The following is a 20,493-nucleotide window of genomic DNA, read 5'->3' as shown; positions in this document are numbered from 1 at the left end:
CGTGGGCCAGTTGAGACAACGCGTCAATACGCCTCGTGAAAGTTCTTGCTGTGAGTTTCAAGCCTCTTGCTGTAAACCTTTCGTTAGCGATACGGTCGCGCGGGGTCGGACCCAGACGGATCCAAGAGAGCCGCTATCGCTAGGAGTTCACGCCGGTGATACATGTCAGACGGGTCGCGGCCGTCGCCGTCGCCGCCCTCGCCGCCGCGCTCGTGCAGCCGGTCGCCGCACACGCCGCCGCCCCGCCCGCGCCGCCCTCCGACGCGCGACTCGCCGCCGAGCCCGCCCGGCACGACGACACCCGCGAGCAGTTCTACTTCGTCATGCCGGACCGTTTCGCCAACGGGGACAGGAGCAACGACAAGGGCGGCCTGACCGGCTCCCGGCTCTCCACCGGCTACGACCCCACCGACAAGGGCTTCTACCAGGGCGGCGACCTCAAGGGTCTGACCCAGCGGCTCGACTACATCAAGGGGCTCGGCACCACCGCCATCTGGATGGCCCCGATCTTCAAGAACAAGCCCGTGCAGGGCACCGGGAGCAACGCCTCGGCCGGCTACCACGGGTACTGGATCACCGACTTCACCCAGGTCGACCCGCACTTCGGGACCAACAAGGACCTGGAGACCCTCGTCTCCAAGGCGCACGCCAAGGGCATGAAGGTCTTCTTCGACGTCATCACCAACCACACCGCCGACGTCGTCGACTATGAAGAGAAGTCCTACGACTACCTCTCCAAGGGCGCCTTCCCCTACCTGACCAAGGACGGGCAGCCCTTCGACGACGCCGACTACGCGGACGGCAGGAAGAAGTTCCCGGCCGTCTCCGCCGCCTCCTTCCCGCGTACGCCGACCGTCACCAGTGAGTCGAAGGTGCCGTCGTGGCTCAACGACCCGACGATGTACCACAACCGGGGCGACTCGACGTTCGCCGGCGAGTCCGCGACCTACGGCGACTTCTCCGGCCTGGACGACCTGTGGACCGAGCGGCCCGAGGTCGTCAGCGGCATGGAGAAGATCTACGAGCGGTGGGTGAAGGACTTCGCCATCGACGGCTTCCGGATCGACACCGTCAAGAACGTGAACATGGAGTTCTGGACGCAGTGGGCGACCGCGCTGGACAAGTACGCGGCGCGGCACGGCCGTAAGAACTTCTTCATGTTCGGCGAGACGTACTCCGCGGACACGTCCGTCACCTCGCCGTACGTCACCCAGGGCCGCCTCGACGCGACCCTCGACTTCCCGTTCCAGGACGCGGCCCGCTCCTACGCCTCCCAGGGCGGCAGCGCGCAGAAACTGGCGAGCGTCTTCGGCGACGACTACAGGTACACGACCGACAAGGCGAACGCCTACGAGCAGGTCACCTTCCTCGGCAACCACGACATGGGCCGGATCGGGTCCTTCCTGGAGCAGGACAACCCGAAGGCCACGGACGCCGAACTGCTGGCCAAGGACCGGCTCGCCAACGAGGTGATGTTCCTCAGCCGGGGCAACCCGGTCGTCTACTACGGCGACGAGCAGGGCTTCACCGGCTCCGGCGGCGACAAGGACGCCCGGCAGACGATGTTCGCGTCGAAGGTCGCCGACTATCTCGACGACGACGAGATCGGCACCGACCGGACCGCCGCCAGCGACTCCTACGACACGAGTGCACCGCTCTACCGGCAGATCAGTGCTCTCGGCAAGCTCCGCAAGGACAACCCGGCCCTCGCCGGCGGCGTCCAGACCGAGCGCTACGCGGCCGACGGCGCCGGTGTCTACGCGTTCACCCGGACGGACGCGAAGACCGGCCAGGAGTACGTCGTCGCCTTCAACAACGCCGGCACGGCGAAGACGGCGACCTTCGCCACCGGGTCGGCCGGCATGCGCTACCGGGCGGTCTACGGCACCGACGGCACCCTCACCTCCGACGGCTCGGCGAAGCTGACCGTCACCGTCCCCGCCGGGTCCGCCGTCGTCTACAAGGCGGCCGGCCCGCTCGCCAGGCCCGCCACCGCACCCACCCTGACCCTCACCGCCCCGGCCGCCGGCGCCACCGGCACCGTCGACCTCACCGCGGACGTCACCGGCGGGCAGCTGAACCGCGTGGTCTTCGCCGCCCAGGTCGGCAACGGGAAGTGGACCACCCTCGGCTCCGCCGACCACGCCCCCTACCAGGTCACCCAGACCCTCGCCGCGGACGTCCCGGCCGGCACCGCCCTGCGCTACAAGGCGGTCGTCGTCGACTCCGCCGGGCACACCGGCAGCGCGCTCGCCGAGAGCGCCAGCGGCACCCCGCCCGCGCCCGAGACGCCCACCGCCTCCTCCCGCGACTACGCGGTCGTCCACTACAAGCGCACCGACGGCGACTACGCCGACTGGGGCCTGTACGCCTGGGGCGACCTCGCCGACGGCGAGGCGACCACCTGGCCCGCGAGCCACCCCTTCACCGGCCGGGACGCGTACGGCGCCTTCGCCTACGTCAAGCTGAAGCCCGGCGCCACGAACGTCGGCTTCCTCGTCATCGACAAGGACGGGAACAAGGACGTCTCCGCCGACCGCTCCATCGACGTCACCAGGACGGGCGAGGTGTGGATCGAGCAGGGGAAGGCCGACGTTCTCACGACGAAGCCCGACTACCCCGCCCAGGACACCACGAAGGCGGTCATCCACTACCACCGCGCTGGGGGCACCTCCCAGGCTTTCGGCTCTGGGGGAGGGGACTACGACGGCTGGGGCCTGCACGTCTGGACGGGCGCCGCGAACCCCACCGACTGGTCGAGCCCCCTGCAGCCGGTGAAGACCGACGCCTATGGCGCGGTCTTCGAGGTACCGCTCACCGAGGGTGCCACCAGCCTCAGCTACATCATCCACAAGGGCGACGAGAAGGACCTCTCCGCCGACCAGTCGCTCGACCTCAAGTCGAACGGCTACGAGGTGTGGCTGTTGAACGGCCAGGAGAAGTACCTGCTCCCGCAGCCCGCCGGCAGCGCCGCCGCGCTCGACCTGTCCACCTCCAAGGCGGTCTGGATCGACCGGGACACGGTCGCCTGGGACGGCGTCGACGGCGCGGTCTCCACCCAGCTGGTCTACTCCCACGACGGCTCGATCGCCGTCAAGGACGGGACGCTGACCAGCGACGACGAGCGGTGGCTGCGGCTGACGAAGACCACCCTCACCGACGCGCAGAAGGCCGAGTTCCCGTACCTGAAGGACTACACGGCCTGGTCGGTCGACCCGCGCGACCGCGGCCGGGTGCGCGAGGCGCTCGGCGGACAGGTCGTCGCCTCCCAGCGGGCCGCCAACGGGGCCGTGCCGGCCGCGACCGGCGTGCAGCTCGCCGGGGTGCTCGACGACGTGTACGCGACGGCCACCAAGGCAGCCCTCGGCCCGGTCTTCCACCACGGGAAGCCCACCCTCTCCGTGTGGGCGCCGACCGCGCAGTCCGTCGCCCTCGAACTCGACGGCGCGGTCAAGCCGATGCACCGCGACCCCGCCACCGGCGTCTGGTCCGTCACCGGCCCGGCGTCCTGGAAGAACAAGCCCTACCGGTACGTCGTGAAGGTCTGGGCGCCCACGGTCCGGAAGGTGGTCACGAACAAGGTCACCGACCCCTACTCGGTCGCCCTCACGGCCGACTCCGAGCGCAGCCTCGTCGTCGACCTGAACGACAGGTCCCTGGCGCCGGGCGGCTGGTCGACGTACACCAAGCCCAAGGCCGTCCCGATGAAGGACGCCCAGATCCAGGAGCTGCACGTCCGGGACTTCTCGGTGGCCGACGCCACGGTCCCGGCCGCCGACCGGGGCACGTACCTCGCCTTCACCGACAAGAACAGCGACGGCTCCAAGCACCTCAAGGCCCTCGCGAAGTCCGGGACTTCGTACGTCCACCTCCTCCCGGTCTTCGACTTCGCGACCGTGCCCGAGCACAAGGCCGACCAGGCGAGCCCCGACTGCGACCTCGCCTCCTACCCGGCCGACTCCGAGCAGCAGCAGGCGTGCGTCTCCGCGACGGCCGCGAAGGACGCCTACAACTGGGGTTACGACCCGTACCACTTCACGGTCCCCGAGGGCTCCTACGCCACCGACCCGGACGGCACCGCGCGTACCGTGCAGTTCCGGAAGATGGTCAAGTCGCTCAACGACGACGGGCTGCGGGTCGTCATGGACGTCGTCTACAACCACACGGCGGCGAGCGGGGAGGCGGACACCAGCGTCCTCGACCGGATCGTGCCCGGCTACTACCAGCGGCTGCTCGCCGACGGCAGCGTGGCCAACAGCACCTGCTGCGCCAACACCGCGCCCGAGAACGCCATGATGGGCAAGCTGGTGGTGGACTCGATCGTCACCTGGGCGAAGGAGTACAAGGTCGACGGGTTCCGTTTCGACCTGATGGGCCACCATCCGAAGGCCAACATCCTCGCGGTCCGCAAGGCGCTCGACGCGCTGACCCTGAAGAAGGACGGCGTCGACGGCAAGAAGATCATCCTGTACGGGGAGGGCTGGAACTTCGGCGAGGTCGCGAACGACGCCCGGTTCGTGCAGGCCACCCAGCAGAACATGGCCGGCACCGGCATCGCCACCTTCTCCGACCGGGCCAGGGACGCGGTGCGCGGCGGCAGCCCCTTCGACGACGACCCCGGCATCCAGGGCTTCGCCTCCGGCCTGTACACCGACCCCAACTCCTCGACCGCCAACGGCACCACGGCCGAGCAGAAGGCCCGGCTGCTGCACTACCAGGACCTGATCAAGGTCGGTCTCACCGGCAACCTCGCCAAGTACCGGTTCACCGACAGCGACGGCAAGGAGGTCACCGGCGCCGAGATCGACTACAACGGCTCGCCCGCCGGCTACGCCGACGCACCCGGTGACGCCCTCGCCTATGTCGACGCGCACGACAACGAGTCCCTGTTCGACGCGCTGACGTACAAACTGCCGGCCGGCACCTCGGCGTCCGACCGGGCCCGGATGCAGGTCCTGGCGATGGCCACGGCCGCCCTCTCGCAGGGACCCTCGCTCTCCCAGGCCGGCACCGACCTGCTGCGCTCCAAGTCCCTGGACCGCAACTCCTTCGACAGCGGCGACTGGTTCAACGCCGTCCACTGGAACTGCGCCGACGGCAACGGCTTCGGCCGCGGGCTCCCGACGGCCGCCGACAACCAGTCCAAGTGGTCCTACGCCAAGCCGCTGCTGACCTCGGTGAACGTCGGCTGCGCGCAGATCGCCGGGGCCTCGGCCGCCTACCGGGACCTGCTGCGGATCCGCACGACCGACAAGGCGTTCTCGCTCGGCACGGCCGCGCAGGTGCAGTCCGGGCTCTCCTTCCCGCTGTCCGGGAAGGACGAGACGCCCGGCGTGATCACCATGGAACTCGGTGACCTCGTCGTCGTGTTCAACGCGAGCCCCGAGCAGCAGGAGCAGCGGGTGGGCACCCTGGCCGGAACCGGTTACCGGCTGCACCCGGTGCAGGCGTCGGGCGCGGACCCCGTCGTCAGATCGGCATCGTACGACCGGGAAACGGGTACGTTCGAGGTTCCGGGGCGCACGGTGGCGGTGTTCTCGCGAACGACGTGACCGACGCCGTACGTTGGTGGGGCAGGCCCGGTACCGGGTACTGCCCCACCGGTGCTGTCCAGGGGCTGGGAGAATGGACGTCGACGTCAACGGCAAGCTGACAGACACGACCGTGCTGGTCGTGGACGACGAACCCGCGAGCCGGTACGCGCTGGGCACCGTCCTGCGCCGGGCCGGTCACCAGGTCGTCGCGGTCGCCGACGGCCGGCAGGCGCTCGCCGAACTCGACGTACGGCTGCGCAAGGGGGCCCTGCCCGACGTGGCCCTCGTCGACGTGAACCTGCCGGACATGAGCGGCTTCGAGCTGTGCCGCCGGCTCAAGGAGCGGCCGCACATGGCCGCGCTGCCCGTGGTGCACTTCTCCGCCCTCCGGGTCCCCCCTGCGGACCGCTGCCTGGGGCTGGACACGGGGGCCGAGGCGTATCTGACGGTGCCCGCCGAGCCGGAGGAGATCGAGGCGGCGGTCCGGGCCGCGGTCCGCGCCGCCCGGCTGCGCGCCGACGACCAGGCGCTGGTACGGCGGCTGAAACTGCTGTCGGAGACGATCGTCACCATCCAGGCGGCGCGTTCGCTGCAGGAACTGGCCGACGCCGCCGCGGACGGTGCCGCACGCCTCCTCGGCTGCCCCGCCGCCGTCTTCGTCCTCGACCAGGACGACGAGCTGTACCGCGGCCTGTACCGGGAGCGCACCTCCCTCGCCCTGCCCGACGCGGGCGCCCACCGGGACGTGGCCGGTCTGCTGCGGCGGCTCACCCGCGGGCAGTCCGGGGTCCGGATCACCACCGTGCCGACGCCGCTGTGGCCCACCGGGTTCTTCCGGCCCGGGGTGCAGCACGACGCCCGGCTGACGCTGGTCCTCACCCAGGACGGCAAGGTGCCGGTGTGCGTGGCCATCCCCACCCGCGGGCAGCGCAGGATCGACCCCGAGAACGAGGCGCTGCTGGCCCAGCTGGCCCAGGCCACCGCGCTCGCCGCGGAGCCGCTGCTCATGTACCAGGTGGAGCGGCATGTCGCGCTCACCCTCCAGCACAGCTTCCTGCCCCGCCCGCACCAGCTGCCCGAGCTGCCGGGCGTCGACATAGCGGTACGGTACGAGCCCGCCTCCCAGGAGACCGAGATCGGCGGCGACTTCTACGCCGCGCTGCGGGTAGGCGACGGGGTGCTCACCGCGGTCGGGGACGTCGTGGGGCACTCGCTGGACGCGGCCACCGTCATGGTCGAACTGCGGCACGCGCTGCGCGCCTACTGCCTCACCGAGAGCGACCCGGCCGCCCTCGCCGAACGGCTCGACAAGCTGCTCCAGCACTACCACGCCGAGGTCACGGCGACCGTCTGCCTCGCCCTGATCGATCCGCGGACCGGGCGCACCCGTATCGCCAACGCCGGGCACATCCCGCCGCTGATACTGGGCGACGACGGCAGCGCCGAGTACGTCAAGGCGTCCGGCCCGCTGCTCGGGGTGGGCCTGCCGCACCCGCCGCCCACCGAGCTGGTCCTCGAACCCACCGACCGGCTCCTCATGGTCACCGACGGCCTCATCGAGACCCGCGGTACCGACCTCACGGTCTCCATGGAGCACCTCCGGGCCGCCGCCGGCGGCGCCCTGCCCGGCCTGGAGGCCCTGTGCGACACCCTCCTCGCCTGCTTCGGCCAGGACCGCGAGGACGACATCGCACTGCTGGCACTGAGCCTGGCGGACTAGCGGCCGTCCCGCCCCGGACGCCCCCCGACCGACGTCCACCGACGCCACCTGACGTCCACCGACGCCACTTGCCGTCCGTCGACGCCCCCTGACGTCCGCCGACGTCCGCCCACGGCGCCCCGTCGGCATTCCTCCGGCATTCCTCGGGCTCGCCAACTTGCCTGGTGCGCCACGGATTTGAGGGGGCGGATCGAGGCGGGCCGGCGTGCGTCATGACGGATTCGAGCAGAACCGGGCGGAAGTGGGCGGATTCGAAAATCGAGCAGGAAACGGCACGGGATATTCCGCGTCGATTGCGTTCGCTATGGCCATGGCTGTCACTACTCGTGCCCGGTTCGCTGCCAGATCGAATTCGCGGACCGGTGGATAACGAAGGCGGCGGCTCCACTCCCTGCCGGCAAGTGCGCGGGATTCGCTGGGAGAGTTGAGACCGGCGGGTCGCCGTGGTTCTCATGAACCTCTCTTTATCACCGCGTTTTGATTCAGAGTTAATTGGTGCACACTGTTTCTTTTCCCCGAACGTGGACCGAGATGCCGTCGAACGCGTGGATTATTTTCCGGAGCGCCGACATTTATACGCCTCCGTTCTGCGCCGTACTGCGCCACCCATTGCCGGTGCAACACCGTGCGCTCACTGAATCAAGTGACGTCCGGCGGGCGGCTGTTGTACGTTTCTTCTCGCCGAAGAGATATTCCAACCAGCGGTTCTCGCCGTTGAGAGGGACACGTATGACGAGCCATGCAACCGGAGTCGATCTCGGAATTCTACTCAGCCGCGCGTTACAGACCACAGGTGCCGGCGCGCGTTGGACGACCGACGCGGACGAGATGTGGTGCCGCCTCACCCACCAGTCCGGCATGCGACGTAGGCAGGGCTGGAAATTGCATGTCTCGGCGACGGCCGCCTCCGCGCCGGAAGTGCTGGAGAAGGCGTTGGACGTGCTGTTGTGCGAGGATTCGGGATTCAAGTTCGTCCGGTCGCTCGACCAGGTGGGCGCGCTCAATTCACGCGCCACGCCGCGAGGGAGCTCGGGCAAGTTCATCACCGTGTACCCGTCCTCCGACGCCGATGCCGCACGACTGGCGCTGGCGCTGCACGAGGCCACGGCGGGACTGGCCGGCCCCCGGATCCTGTCCGACCAGCCTTATGCCCCCAACAGCCTGGTGCACTACCGCTACGGTGCCTTCGTCGGCCGGCGGCGGCTTTCGGAGCAGGGTCTGCTGGTGTGGTTCATCGAGGACCCCGACGGCAATCCCGTGGAGGACAAGCGCACGGGGCGGTATTCCCCGCCCCCCTGGGCGGTCAGCCCCTTTCCCGCCTCGGTGCCGCTGCCACCGCGAAAGGAGAAGGCGGCGCACAGCCCGGTGCTGCTCGGCGGCCGGTTCTCGGTACGGGAGGCTATCCGGCACACCAACAAGGGCGGTGTCTACCGGGGCACCGACGTCACCACGGGCGCACCCGTGGTGATCAAGGAGGCCCGGCCGCACGTCGAGGGCGACGCCTCCGGCTCCGACGTCCGTGACTGGCTGCGGGCCGAGGCGAGGACACTGGAGAAGCTCAAGGGCACGGGCCTCGCGCCGGAGCCGCTCGCGATGTTCGAGACGGGCGGGCACCTGTTCCTCGCCCAGGAGGAAGTGCCGGGCGTGCCCCTGCGCACCTGGGTCGCCGAACGCTTCCGTGACGTCGGCGGCGAACGCTACCGGGCGGACGCGCTCGTCCAGGCCGGGCGCCTGGTGGAGCTGGTCGCGGCGGCCCACGCCCGCGGCTGCGTCCTCCGCGACCTCACACCCGGCAACGTCATGGTCCGCCCCGACGGCGAACTGCGCCTCATCGACCTGGAGCTCGCCGTCCTCGCGGACGACGTCCCGCTGCCGACCCGGGTCGGAACCCCGGGCTTCAGCGCGCCCGAGCGCCTGACGGACGCCCCGGTCTCCCCGACGGCCGACTACTACAGCCTCGGCGCCACCGTGTGCTTCGTGCTCGCCGGGAAGGTACCGAACCTGCTGCCGGAGGAACCGGCGGCCAGGACCCCGGAGCAGCGGTTCGCCGAGTGGCTTGCCGCCTGCGACGAAACGTTGCGGCTTCCGGACGGCCTGCCCGAGATGATCCTCGGACTGACGAAGGACGGGCCCGGCGTGCGCTGGGACCCCGCCAGGGCGCGTACGGCGCTGCGCGGCGCGGACCCGGCGCGGCCGGGGCGGACCACCGCCGGGCCGGCACGAGCGGTCGGCCCGGTCGATCCGGTCGGTCCGGATGATCCGGACACGGTGCTGCAGGCCGCGGTCACCGGGATGGTGGACCACCTCGTCGATTCGATGACCCCGCACGACGACCGGCGGCTGTGGCCCGTGTCCACCATGGCCGGGGAGACCGACCCCTGCACCGTGCAGCAGGGCGCGGCAGGCGTACTGGCGGTCCTGACACGGTACTTCGAGCTCACCGGCGACCCCCGCCTGCCGGACCTGATCTCCACCGCGGGCAGCTGGATCGCCGCCCGTACCGACACCCGCGCCATCCGTCCGGGCCTGCACTTCGGCGGCCGCGGCATCGCCTGGGCGCTGTACGACGCCGGGCGGGTGGTCGCCGACCGCACGCTCACCAACCACGCGCTCGCCCTCGCGCTGGCGCCGCTGGAACCGACGCCCAGTCACGACATCACCCACGGCAGCGCGGGCAGCGGACTCGCCGCCGCCCACCTGTGGCGCCGTACCGGCGACCCGCGCCTGGCCGGACTGGTCGTCGACGCGGCCGACCGGCTGGCCGCCGCCGCACAGCCCGAACCGTCCGGAGTGAGCTGGCCCGTCCCCGCGGAAGCCGTCTCCGAAGAGGCCGGCAAACGCTACCTGGGCTTCGCGCACGGAAGCGCAGGCATCGGCAGCTTCCTCCTCACCGCCGCCGCCGTCTCCGGCCGGCCGGAACACCTGGAGCTGGCCGTCGCGGCCGGAGAGCACCTGGTGGCCAACGCCGTGCTGGTCGGCCCCGCGGCCCAGTGGCCGGCCCAGGCCACGGACCCGCCCACGGCCCCGTACTGGTGCCACGGTTCGGCGGGCATCGGCTCCTTCCTGGTCCGGCTCTGGCAGCAGACCGGGGACAAACGATTCGGCGATCTCGCCCGCGGCGCCGTGCACGCCGTCGTGGAGCGCGCCTCCCGGGCCGCCCTCACCCAGTGCCACGGGCTGGCGGGCAACGGCGACTTCCTCCTCGACATGGCCGACGCCACCGGGGAGCCCGCCTACCGGGCGATGGCCGATGACCTGGCCCGCCTCATCGTCTCCGAACGCGCCCACCGCACAGCCCACGTCGTCTTCCCCAACGAGTACGGGGACGTCTCGACGAGCTGGAGCGACGGGTCCGCGGGAATCCTGGCGTTCCTCCTGCGGACCCGCCACACCGACTCCCGGCACTGGACTGTCCAGCAGCCGGGCTGAGCGGCAGGAAAACCCCCCTGCCGCTAACCGCTCACAGAAGGAGAATGTCATGGAGAACCAGGCCCTTGAGCTGCTGGCCGAGCTGCACGCCCTTCCGGAGACCGACCCGGTCGACTTCGACGGAGCGTCGTACTCCGGGACCTGTGCGTGCGTCGGCCTGCTGACGCTGCTCAACACGGTCTGCGTCGGCATCAGCTGCGCCTAGCCGAGAACCTCCGGCCGGTGGCCGCCCTCGGGCGGCCACCGGCCGGAGCCGGGGCCGCTGCGGACGGCAGGCCCGCGGAAGACACCCCCGTGGACGAGGACCCGACCATGCAGCCACCCGCCGGTGACGACGCCCGCACCCGGACGACCACACCGACCGCCACCGACCCGGACCTGGACCGGAACCCGGCCCCGGACGCCGCGCCGTGCGCGGCGCGGACCGCGTACGCCATCAGTACGCGCGGCCTGGTCAAGAGCTACCCGGGCCCGGACGGAACCACCACCCACGCCGTTCGCGGCCTGGACCTGGACGTGTTCGAAGGCGAGACCTTCGCCTTCCTCGGCCCCAACGGGGCGGGCAAGTCCACCACCCTCGCCCTGCTGTGCGCACTGGCCCGCCCCACCGCCGGACACGCCACGGTGGCGGGCGCCGACGTGCTCGGCCGGCCGGACCGGGTACGCGCGGCGGTCGGGATGCTCTTCCAGCACAGCGCCCTGGACCCGGACCTGACGGCCGAACAGAACCTGCACATCCACGCCCGCCTCTACGGACTGCGCCGGCGCCACGCCCGCCTGCGCGTCACCGAGATGCTCGAAACGGTCGGACTGGCCGACCGGCGGCGTTCCCCGGTACGCACCCTGTCCGGCGGCATGCGCCGCCGTCTGGAACTCGCCCGCGGCCTGCTGCACGCGCCGCGGGTGCTGTTCCTCGACGAGCCGACCACCGGACTCGACCCGCACGCCCGCGCCCAGGTCTGGGGGCACCTGCGGCTGCTGCGCGAGCGGTACGGCTGCACCGTCTTCGTCACCACCCACTACCTGGAGGAGGCGGAGAACTGCGACCGCCTCGGCATCATCGACCACGGCCGGCTGGTGGCCCGGGGCACGCCCCTCGGGCTCAAGGCCGCGATCGGGGACGACCGGGTGGTGCTGCGCACCGACGACGACGCCTCGGCACGACGGGTCGTGGGCCGGACCGTGCCGCCGGGCCTCGCCGTCACCCAGGACGCCGGCGGGGTGTCCCTGCGGCTGCCCGACGGCAGCGCCTGGATCCCCCGTCTGTGCGGGGCGCTGGCCGGCCACGGCATCGCCGTGCACGCCGCGTCCGCGACGCCGCCGACGCTCGACGACGCCTTCTTCCACCACACCGGCCGCAGCATCCACGTCCCCGGCTCCCACCCGACACCGGCCGCCCCCGCGGCGGCGACCGAGGAGGCCCTGTGACCGCATCCGCCCTCCCGGCCTCGGACACCCCCGACACCCCCGTCACCCCGGACGACCCCGGCGCCGGCCGGGAGCCGGGGACCCGCCTGCGCCACGAGCTGCGTGCCGTCCACGCCCTGGTCCACCGCGATCTGCTGCGCCTGTCGGCCCAGCGCGTCCACACCGCCCTGATGCTGCTCCAGCCGGTGCTCTACCTCTTCGTCCTGGGGGGCGGCCTGGCCGCCCTGATCCCCAACTCCTCACTGGGCGTCGGCTACCAGGCCTATCTCTTCCCCGGCATGCTGATCATGACGGTGCAGGCGCCGGCCATCGTCGTCGGCATCCGCCTGATCACCGACCGGCAGAGCGGCTACCTGCGCGAACTCCTGATGGCCCCGGTCAGCCGGTCCACCCTCCTGCTCGGCAGCTGCGCCGGCGGCACCCTCGTCTCCACGGTCCAGGGCGCCGTCCTGCTCGGCCTGGCCGGGGCCGTCGGCCTGCCCTACGACCCGCTCCTGCTGGCGCTGCTCCTCGCCGCCCTGCTCCTGGCCTCCTTCGCCGTCACGGCCCTGTCCCTGCTGCTGGCCGTGAGCCTGGACCGGCCCGAGACCTTCCAGATGCTGCTGGGCCTGGTGATGATGCCGCTGCTGTTCCTCTCCGGCGGCTTCTTCCCGACGGCGAACCTGCCGGGCTGGGTCCGCACGCTGGTCGCCCTCGATCCGCTCGCCTACGGAGTGGACCTGCTGCGCCGCTGCATCGCGTCACGGGTACCGGGCCAGGCGACCGCCGCGGGCATCGAGTGGTTCGGCCGGCAGCCTCCCCTGCTCCTGGAGGCCGCCCTCCTGCCGGCGGGCGGGGTCCTCGCCCTGCTCTGGGCGGCCCACCGCTTCGGCCGCCAGGAGTGAGACCTAGGCTGGACCCTGTCGCCGCAGAAACAGGAGTGCTCATGCCGCAGATCACCGTCGACTACACCGCCTCGGCGGGCTCCGCCTTCGACCGGCAGGGTTTTGTCGCGGCCCTGCACCGCGCCGTGGTCGAGATCGCGTCGGCCAGGCCCGAGGCCTGCAAGACCCTGTTCCGCGCCGCCGACGAGACCGCCTTCGGCTACGGCACCGACGGGGCGCACGTCATCGTCCACGTGACCTTCGGCCTGCTGGCCGGCCGCACCGACGAGACGAAGGCGAAGCTGACCGAGGCGACGCTGGAACTGCTGCGGGAACACCTGAAGCCGGAGGGGGCTGTGCTGCACGCGTCCGCGGAGGTACGGGACCTGGACCCGTCGTACCGGAAGTACGAGGGCTAGGCCTGCTGCTGCCGGTTGTCCGGCTGCGGCGCCGTCGTGGTTGCCCGCGCAGTTCCCCGCGCCCCTGAAGAGGCGCTCTTCAGGGGCGCGGGGAACTGCGCGACCAGCCCCCGCGGCGCCGCAGCCGCCCGACGGCCCGGGCGCCCGGCACGGGGGGCTAGCCCGCCAGGGCGATCAGGCGGGCGGCCAGGTCGGCGAACGGTCCGTCGGTCGGCTCCCCCTGGACCATCCGCTTCACCAACGCCGTCATCTCCTCGTCGTACGCGGCACTCACCGCCGTCAGCGCAGCGAAGTCGTGGACGAGCTGGATCTCCAGCTCGGCGCGCGGGATGCGCCGTCCGTCCAGCCAGATCAGGGCCGTCGACTCGGCGAGCGAGATCCAGGAGCGGATGACCAGCTCCAGGCGGGCCGGCGCCTCGGCGACGTCGAGGTGGGAGAGGATCTGCTCGTAGGCGACCTGCCGTACGGAGTCGATGAGCGCGTTGGTCGCCGAGGAGCCGACCGCCGGGCCGCCGCGCATCAACGCGGCGAAGCCGGGCCCGTGTTCGTCGACGAAGTCGAAGAAGCGGCGCATCACACGCAGCAGCCTGGCGCCGAGCGGGCCCTCGTGCGGCTCCTCGAAGCGGCCCGCGAGATCCTCCGAGGCCCGCTTCAACGCGGCCTCGTACAGGCTGAGTTTGCCGGGGAAGTAGTGGTAGACCAGCGGCCGCGAGATGCCCGCGGCCGAGGCTATCTCGTCGATGGAGACCTCGTCGGGCGAGCGACGGCTGAACAGTTCGAGGGCGACGCCGATCAACTGCTGCCGCCGCTCCTCGACTCCCATCCTGCGGCGTACCCCGGTTGTCATGCGAACACCTTACCGATCGGATCCGGCCTCCCACGGACCCGACCCTTCACGGGTGTTCACAGATCCAGCACAAGTCTCCCACTTCGGGCCCGCGACACACAGATGAGCATCGAGTCGGCACGCTCCGTGTCCGTGAGGAGCTCGTCCCGGTGCTCCACCTCCCCTTCCAGCACGCGCTGTTGGCAGGTACCGCAGAACCCCTGTGCGCAGGAGTACGGCGTGTCCGGCAGCTCCGCACGTACCGCGGCCAGCACGGACGTGCCGGCCGGGACCGCCAGCGTCCGTCCGCTGCGCCGGAGTTCGAGTTCGAAGGCGTGGTCGCCGCCGGTGTCGGTGCGCGGCGCGAAACGTTCGAGGCGGACCGCCGGGAAGCGGTCCTCCACCGCCGCCATCAGCCCCTCCGGACCGCAGCAGTACACCGCCGCGCCCTCCGGAACGGCCAGCGCGTCGAGGTCCGGGCGGCCGTCCTCGTCCTCCGCGGCGACCGTGACCCGCTCGTCCCCGGCCAGCTCGTCCAGGAACGGCATGGAGCCGCGGGTCCGCCCGCAGTAGAGCAGCCGCCACGCCACCCCTTCCGGCACCGCCCGCACCATCGACAGGACCGGTGTGATCCCGATGCCCCCGGCCACGAACACGTACGAGGCGGCCTCGACCAGCGGGAAGCGGTTGCGCGGTCCGCGCACCTCCAGCTCCATGCCCTCCACGACCTGTTCGTGGACCTCCCGGGAGCCGCCCCGCCCGTCCGCGACCAGCCGGGCGGCGATCGTGTACGAGGAGGTGTCGGCCGGGTCCCCGCAGAGCGAGTACTGCCGGACCAGCCCGGACGGCAGCACCACGTCGAGATGGGCGCCCGGCTGCCAGGCGGGCAACTGTGCGCCCTCCAGGCGCAGTTGGACCACCCCGTCGGCGACCGTCCGGTGCGAGGCGACCAGCAGCCGCCGTGCCCGGGAGCGCGGCCGCCCGGAGGTCGGCGGGTCCAGGGCCGGCATCGGCCACAGCGGGGAGGCCTCGATACGGCGGCGCAGGGCCCGCCTGACGAGCAGCGCGGCGCCCGCGACGGCGACGACGGTCCGCAGCCTCGGCGTCATCACCTGCCCTCCTGCTCGGCGGCGAGTGCGGCGGGGGAGGAGGCCAGGTAGGCGACGGCCTGCTCGGTGGAGCCCTCCTGGGAGGGGTGGTAGGTGCGGCTCAGGTAGCGCGGGATCGACTTCAGCATGTCGCCGGTGGCGGGCAGGGTGCCGCGCCGGCCGGCGAGGTGGAAGTCCCGGAACCGGGCCCGGCCTTCGTGGAGCGTCGGGTCGTTCGCCATGAAGAAGCGGGCGCCGCGCTGCCACAGGAACACGATCGCCGTGAACGCCGTCGCCCAGGTCCGTGCCCGGCGCCGGTAGCCGCCGTCGAGGTGCATGAAGAGGTCGAAGGCGACCGAGCGGTGCTCGACCTCCTCGGCGCCGTGCCAGCGCAGCAGGTCCAGCATCATCGGGTCGGCGCCGCGCCGGTCCAGCTCGTCGGCGTTGAGCACCCAGTCGCCGAGGAAGGCGGTGTAGTGCTCGATGGCCGCGATCAGCGCGACCCGTTCGAGCAGCCACCAGCGCCTGGCCCGCCCGGGCGGCAGGGTCCGGTCGCCGAGCAGCTTCTCGAAGAACCAGTCGACCTGCGCGGTGTACGGCGTCGGGTCGAGACCCTGCTCCCTGAGGTGCGGCAGCACCTCGTCATGGGCCTGGGAGTGCATCGCCTCCTGCCCGATGAACCCGACGACGTCCGCGCGCAGCCGCTCGTCGTGGATCAGGGGCAGCACCTGCTTGTAGACGTGCACGAACCACCGCTCGCCGGCGGGCAGCAGCAGGTGCAGCACGTTGATGGTGTGCGTCGCGAAGGGATCGCCCGGCACCCAGTGCAGGGGAGTGTCCTCCCAGGCGAAGGACACGTTGCGGGCCTTGAGCGCGATGTGCTCGGACGGCACCGGCTGCGGCTGCTTGTTGGACATGGCGTCAATGTACTGACGGGTAGGTGGCCTGAGAAGGCCTCCGGCACACCTTGTTTACGCGAACGTCAGCAAGGGCCTCCGGCGGTCCCGGCTCACCGCAGTCCGCTGATCGCGCTCCCGTCCTCCAGCGTCCCCGCCAGCTCGGCCTGCGCCCCCTGCTTCGCCTTGGCCACCAGCTGGGTGCCCTGCGCCGACGCCGTGACCCCGCCGGTCGCCCGGACCGACGCGGTGTCGCGGCTGCCCGCGGCCAGCAGGTACCACCGGCCGCCCCCGGACTTCCACAACACCCCGGCCAGCACGTGCGGATCGCGCGGACCGCAGGCCGTCACGTCGGTGCCCTTGGCCGTGACCGCCCCGTACCGGCTGCCCGGCGTCCGGAACTGGGCCAGCGACACCGTCCCGTCGCCCCGCCAGGTCTCGGCGCGCGTGCACACCCACGACCCGCTGCCACTGGCGTCGGGCAGTTCCTGCTCGGCGAACGCCCACGCGTTGACACTGCGCACCCCGGCCGACCGCTCCGCCGCCAGCGAGCAGGCGAACGGCGCCCAGTCGCGCAGCGCCGCCGCCCCGGAGACCTCGCCGGTCCCGCCGGGCCGCCCGGCGGTGAGCCGGGCCGGCATCAGCTCGCCCAGGTCGGTCGAGACGTGCACACCCTGCGCGTCGGTCAGCTGGAGCACGGTCCAGGACGTGCACGTCCCCTGTTGCACTGCGGGGCTGGCCAGCGGCCCGGTCACCCCGTCGGTCAGCCCGAGGTCCAGCGCCCGGGAGTCCGGCTTCGTCAGGTCCCGCTCGGCCGCCTCGGTCACCCAGGGCGCGGTCAGATAGCGCACGTTGCCGTCGGAGCGGCCCAGCACCAGGGCGCTCGCCTCCGCGCCGGTCGCGCCGTCGGCACGGGCGAAGTCCAGGGCCGCGCCCGCGGTACCGTCCTTCGGCTCGGCGTAGCGGGCGATGCGCAGACCGTCGTAGAACAGCACCACCCGGGCGCTGTCCACCACGCCCGCGTAGAGCAGCTGGGGCGGTCCGGCCGGGCCGCCGGTCTGGGTGCCGGGGGTCGCCGAGACGCGGACGGTGTCGCCGGGGCGAGCCCAGACGGCGAGGGCACGGCGCAGCAGCGCGGTGTCGCCGGTGAGGGCGCCGCGGGCCGGCCAGACGGAGAAGTCGGTGCGCGCGGCCGTCTTCCAGGCGGTGGCCGGGACCTTCGTCAGCCGGGCCGGGTCCAGGGCGGCCTGGGCGGCCGGGTTCTGCGCGTACACCGGGGCGGCCGCGCCGTCGGCGCCCCAGCCGCCGCCCGGCAGCGCGACCAGCGCCCCGCACACCGCGAGGGCGGCGGCCGCGGCGAGCGCGGCCTTGGTGTGCCGGCGGCGGCGCATCAGGTCGGTGGGCCGGGCCTGCAGCGAACAGGGGTCGAACTCGCTGGAGTCGAGCAGCGCGTACTCGGCCGGGACGCCGTTCGCCTCGGCGAGCGCGCCCTCGGGGTGCTCGACGCCTGCCGCCCGCAGGAGCCCGCGCACGTCGCCGTCGGGGAGCTGTTCGAGGCCGCGCAGCGCGTAGGCGGCGCGGGCCGGTCCGGAGAGGGCGGCGAGCCGCTGGTCCAGGGCGAGTTCGTCGGCGCCGCCGGAGCGCGGGAAGAGCCGCAGACCCCACACCTGGGGGAGCAGCGGCGGCAGCTGGGGGCGCTTCGGCCGGGCGGTGAGCCGGAGCGGCCGGCCCGCCTCCAGCGCCGTACGCACCACTTCCAGGCGGACCAGGGAGTACCCGGGGTCGGTCTGCCGCCCGTTCGACTGGGCGGGGACCACCGGGACCTGCTTGCGGCCCCGGGGCAGCGCCCGCTGGACCAGGGCGTGCGCGGTCAGGACGCGGCGGCCGCGCGCGAGCCCCGGCGGCAGCACCAGGTAGGCGAGCCGGACCAGGCGGGGGTAGTGCTCGACGAGCGCGGCCTCGGCCTGCTCGACATCGACGGCCGGATGCGGGGCTCCGGCGGAGGCGGCTGCGTGACGCTGGGCTACATCCTGTGACTGCACGTCCTGAAGAACGAGCCACCCGTTGGTTGGTCACCGCCACCCGGGTGACACTGCGGTGTCCGCGGCGATGCGGGACGATGCGGGCCGATGTGAGTGCTTCGCGGCCCGCAGCCGTATCGAAGGGGACGGGCCCCTGAAGGCACCCGGGGCCGGCAACGCGACCGGAGGAACAGATGAGGACGACCCGACCGATGCTCGCCGTGGCCGGCGCCGTGGCCGTACTGGCGCTGGCGGGCTGTGGATCCGGAGACGGCAAGGCGGAGGCGAAGATCCCGGTCACCGCGACCGGCAGCCTGGAGAGCCTGGCCGCCAAGGTGAAGTGCACCCCGGACATGCAGATCGACTCCGACGAGGTCCGCCAGGCGATCTGCAAGGTCACCGCCGGCAAGTTCGTCTTCGCCACCTTCGCCACCGACCGCGGCCAGCGCGAGTGGATCAACGACGCGAAGGACTACGGCGGTTTCTACCTCGTCGGACGCAAGTGGGTCGCCGTCGGCACCGACAAGGTCGTCAAGGCGCTGCAGACCACGCTGGGCGGCGAGGAGGAGATCGGCGTCGACCACAGCAAGCACACCAGCTGAGGGGCGCGACCCGTACGGCACACACGAGAGCGGGCGGTGGGAGATTCCCACCGCCCGCTCTCGTGTCACCGGCGTTGCCGGCTAGCTGCCGCTCAGCACTTGCGGCCGCTGTTCACGCAGTTGGCGATCTTCGCCGCCAGGTTGTTCTTGGTGACGCTGATGAAGTCGTCGTGGTCGGTCGCGGCCTTGTGCAGCTGCTCCGGGAAGCCGTCCACCGCGTAGGCGTTCTTGACCTGGCCGTTCACGATGCTCGGCTGGGCCAGGTTGTACACCAGGCGCATGGTCAGCTGCGGGATCGCCTTGAAGCCGTTCGGGCAGACACCGCTCGCGGGGTCCGCGAAGGCCACGTGCGTACGGTGGTTGGCGCTGTCGATGTTCACGCCGTCCCAGCAGCTCTGGAAGGCGAAGGTCCGCACCACCTGGCTGCCCTGCGGGCAGATCGGGTACTGCTCGGTCAGCTGGACCTTGTTCTCGAAGCCGGTGCAGCTCCAGTGCGCGTTGGCGTTGGCCAGACCGTTGGTCGTGGTCTTGGCGTCACCGGTGATGATGCGCAGGAACTGGGGCATCGCCGTGACCTTGCTGGCCGGGCTGCCGACGTACTTGATCTGCGCCTGGACCGGCGTGATGATCTTGCCGACGTTGCCCTCCTTGCCACCGCCGTCCGCGTTCGCGTCGAACTCCTGCGAGCCGTCCTGCTCACGCACGACCGGCCAGTAGTACGCCGAGAGGTCACTCTGGTTCTGGCAGCTGGAGGGGGCGGCCAGCAGCGAGTCGTTCGTCGAGAACGCGTTGACCTTCTGGTTGCCGACGTAGTCGTGCTCGTGGTGCGCGCCGTTGGTCACGCCGGGCGCCACGATGACGTTGTCGGTGTTGTGGTTCTTGTTCTGGTTCGTACCACAGCGGGTGGTGAAGGAACCGGTCGAGGCCTGGGCGCCGTTCTGCGGCTTGCCCTGGACGTTCGCCGCGACCTTCGTGATGTCCACGAAGTCGGCCGCGGACGGGCCGTTGCCGGCCTGGCCGCCGGCGCCGACGTCGACCGGGGTGCTGGCGCTGGCGCTCGGAGCTGCGCTGGCCTGGCCGCCGTTGTTCTGACCGCCGTTGTTCTGGCCACCGTTGTTGTTGTTCTGGCCGCCGTTGTTGTTCTGACCACCGTTGTTGTTGCCCTGCCCGGCGGTGGTCTGGTTGGCGGCCTGCGTGGTGCAGGCGGCGAGCTGCGACAGCGCGCTGTTGAACTGGCCGCCGACCCGCGTGATGTCGATCCTGATCCGGTCGATCGTGGCCGCCCGCTTCTCCTTCAGGGGGCCGACGATCGCGTTCTGCACGAAGTTGGCGTCGTTGGCCTGCGCCTGACGCGTGGAGGCGAGCCGGGAGTAGGCCTCGGTGATCTGCTTGTCGAGGTTCGCCAGCTCCGCCGCCACCCCCATCTTCGCCTTGGCGGGCACGTTCGTCAGCTTCTGGCCGACGTCCGGGCAGGAGATGGTCGCCACCGTCGCGGAGGCGGCCTTCGTGTAGTTCTGCGCCGAGTTGTTCGACTCGTGAGCCGAAGCGTTCATCTGCGCATAGAGCAGCCCGCCCCCGCCGAGTGCGACAGCCGCCGATGCGGCTATGACCTTGACGGTCAGCGGCGAACGGCGTTTGCGTATGTTGCGTCCCATGGAACTCCTCAG

General features: G+C 71.6%; 13 protein-coding genes. 8 read left to right on the top strand and 5 right to left on the bottom strand.

The window, feature by feature from the left end; translation table 11 throughout:
• The first annotated feature begins 155 nt into the window (after positions 1 to 155).
• The 7 genes from pulA (at position 156) to ACIQVL_RS02510 (ending at position 13,393) form a co-directional block, all read left to right on the top strand.
• On the top strand, positions 156 to 5,552 hold the full coding sequence (pulA, locus tag ACIQVL_RS02540; RefSeq protein WP_403431037.1) for a pullulanase-type alpha-1,6-glucosidase: 5,397 nt from the start codon (positions 156 to 158) through the stop codon (positions 5,550 to 5,552).
• Positions 5,553 to 5,625: 73 nt separating this feature from the next.
• A complete protein-coding gene (locus tag ACIQVL_RS02535; RefSeq protein WP_403431040.1) occupies positions 5,626 to 7,254 on the top strand; it encodes a SpoIIE family protein phosphatase in 1,629 nt (542 codons plus the stop codon).
• A 729-nt stretch (positions 7,255 to 7,983) separates the two neighbouring features.
• Complete coding sequence (lanL, locus tag ACIQVL_RS02530) at positions 7,984 to 10,683, top strand: class IV lanthionine synthetase LanL (protein WP_403474060.1); 2,700 nt, start codon at positions 7,984 to 7,986, stop codon at positions 10,681 to 10,683.
• Positions 10,684 to 10,732: 49 nt separating this feature from the next.
• Positions 10,733 to 10,888 carry a VenA family class IV lanthipeptide gene (locus ACIQVL_RS02525; protein ID WP_362600081.1) on the top strand — a complete coding sequence of 52 codons (156 nt, stop codon included), beginning with the start codon at positions 10,733 to 10,735 and terminating at the stop codon, positions 10,886 to 10,888.
• A gap of 107 nt (positions 10,889 to 10,995) precedes the next feature.
• Entirely contained in the window at positions 10,996 to 12,111 is a 1,116-nt protein-coding gene (locus tag ACIQVL_RS02520; RefSeq protein ID WP_403474059.1) for an ATP-binding cassette domain-containing protein, read from the top strand.
• Entirely contained in the window at positions 12,108 to 12,995 is an 888-nt protein-coding gene (locus ACIQVL_RS02515; RefSeq protein ID WP_403431047.1) for an ABC transporter permease, read from the top strand. The genes ACIQVL_RS02520 and ACIQVL_RS02515 overlap by 4 nt, the downstream gene beginning before the upstream one ends.
• A gap of 41 nt (positions 12,996 to 13,036) precedes the next feature.
• Positions 13,037 to 13,393 carry a 5-carboxymethyl-2-hydroxymuconate Delta-isomerase gene (locus ACIQVL_RS02510; protein ID WP_403431050.1) on the top strand — a complete coding sequence of 119 codons (357 nt, stop codon included), beginning with the start codon at positions 13,037 to 13,039 and terminating at the stop codon, positions 13,391 to 13,393.
• 157 nt (positions 13,394 to 13,550) lie between these two features.
• On the opposite strand, the gene ACIQVL_RS02505 is transcribed toward ACIQVL_RS02510, so the two are convergent.
• The 4 genes from ACIQVL_RS02505 to ACIQVL_RS02490 all read right to left on the bottom strand — a co-directional run bounded on the left by ACIQVL_RS02505 (position 13,551) and on the right by ACIQVL_RS02490 (position 18,245).
• Complete coding sequence (locus ACIQVL_RS02505; protein WP_403431052.1) at positions 13,551 to 14,240, bottom strand: TetR/AcrR family transcriptional regulator; 690 nt, start codon at positions 14,238 to 14,240, stop codon at positions 13,551 to 13,553.
• A 56-nt stretch (positions 14,241 to 14,296) separates the two neighbouring features.
• Positions 14,297 to 15,328: a PDR/VanB family oxidoreductase gene (locus tag ACIQVL_RS02500; protein ID WP_403431054.1), complete on the bottom strand. Its 1,032-nt coding sequence runs from the start codon at positions 15,326 to 15,328 to the stop codon at positions 14,297 to 14,299.
• Positions 15,328 to 16,224, bottom strand: a complete 897-nt coding sequence (locus ACIQVL_RS02495; RefSeq protein ID WP_403474058.1) for a metal-dependent hydrolase — start codon at positions 16,222 to 16,224, stop codon at positions 15,328 to 15,330. The genes ACIQVL_RS02500 and ACIQVL_RS02495 overlap by 1 nt, the downstream gene beginning before the upstream one ends.
• A 92-nt stretch (positions 16,225 to 16,316) precedes the next feature.
• Positions 16,317 to 18,245 (bottom strand): hypothetical protein, encoded by a 1,929-nt coding sequence (locus ACIQVL_RS02490; protein ID WP_403431059.1) that lies wholly within the window; start codon positions 18,243 to 18,245, stop codon positions 16,317 to 16,319.
• A 173-nt stretch (positions 18,246 to 18,418) separates the two neighbouring features.
• Here ACIQVL_RS02490 and ACIQVL_RS02485 point away from each other — a divergent pair, with 173 nt between their 5' ends.
• Positions 18,419 to 18,826, top strand: a complete 408-nt coding sequence (locus tag ACIQVL_RS02485) for a hypothetical protein (protein ID WP_403431062.1) — start codon at positions 18,419 to 18,421, stop codon at positions 18,824 to 18,826.
• 92 nt (positions 18,827 to 18,918) lie between these two features.
• On the opposite strand, the gene ACIQVL_RS02480 is transcribed toward ACIQVL_RS02485, so the two are convergent.
• Complete coding sequence (locus ACIQVL_RS02480) at positions 18,919 to 20,481, bottom strand: DUF1996 domain-containing protein (protein WP_403431064.1); 1,563 nt, start codon at positions 20,479 to 20,481, stop codon at positions 18,919 to 18,921.
• Positions 20,482 to 20,493: the final 12 nt, after the last annotated feature.

This window comes from Streptomyces sp. NPDC090499 (assembly GCF_044769305.1).
Taxonomy (GTDB): Bacteria; Actinomycetota; Actinomycetes; order Streptomycetales; family Streptomycetaceae; genus Streptomyces.
Note: the sequence above shows the minus strand (reverse complement) of the source record. Positions and strands in the feature narration are given on the sequence as shown.

Coding starts and splice junctions, on each gene's coding strand:
- ACIQVL_RS02500 (WP_403431054.1), bottom strand. CDS start 15,328: ATGACGCCGAGGCTGCGGACCGTCGTCGCCGTCGCGGGCGCCGCGCTG.
- ACIQVL_RS02505 (WP_403431052.1), bottom strand. CDS start 14,240: ATGACAACCGGGGTACGCCGCAGGATGGGAGTCGAGGAGCGGCGGCAG.
- ACIQVL_RS02485 (WP_403431062.1), top strand. CDS start 18,419: ATGAGGACGACCCGACCGATGCTCGCCGTGGCCGGCGCCGTGGCCGTA.
- ACIQVL_RS02480 (WP_403431064.1), bottom strand. CDS start 20,481: ATGGGACGCAACATACGCAAACGCCGTTCGCCGCTGACCGTCAAGGTC.
- ACIQVL_RS02535 (WP_403431040.1), top strand. CDS start 5,626: ATGGACGTCGACGTCAACGGCAAGCTGACAGACACGACCGTGCTGGTC.
- ACIQVL_RS02495 (WP_403474058.1), bottom strand. CDS start 16,224: ATGTCCAACAAGCAGCCGCAGCCGGTGCCGTCCGAGCACATCGCGCTC.
- ACIQVL_RS02525 (WP_362600081.1), top strand. CDS start 10,733: ATGGAGAACCAGGCCCTTGAGCTGCTGGCCGAGCTGCACGCCCTTCCG.
- ACIQVL_RS02510 (WP_403431050.1), top strand. CDS start 13,037: ATGCCGCAGATCACCGTCGACTACACCGCCTCGGCGGGCTCCGCCTTC.
- ACIQVL_RS02520 (WP_403474059.1), top strand. CDS start 10,996: ATGCAGCCACCCGCCGGTGACGACGCCCGCACCCGGACGACCACACCG.
- lanL (WP_403474060.1), top strand. CDS start 7,984: ATGACGAGCCATGCAACCGGAGTCGATCTCGGAATTCTACTCAGCCGC.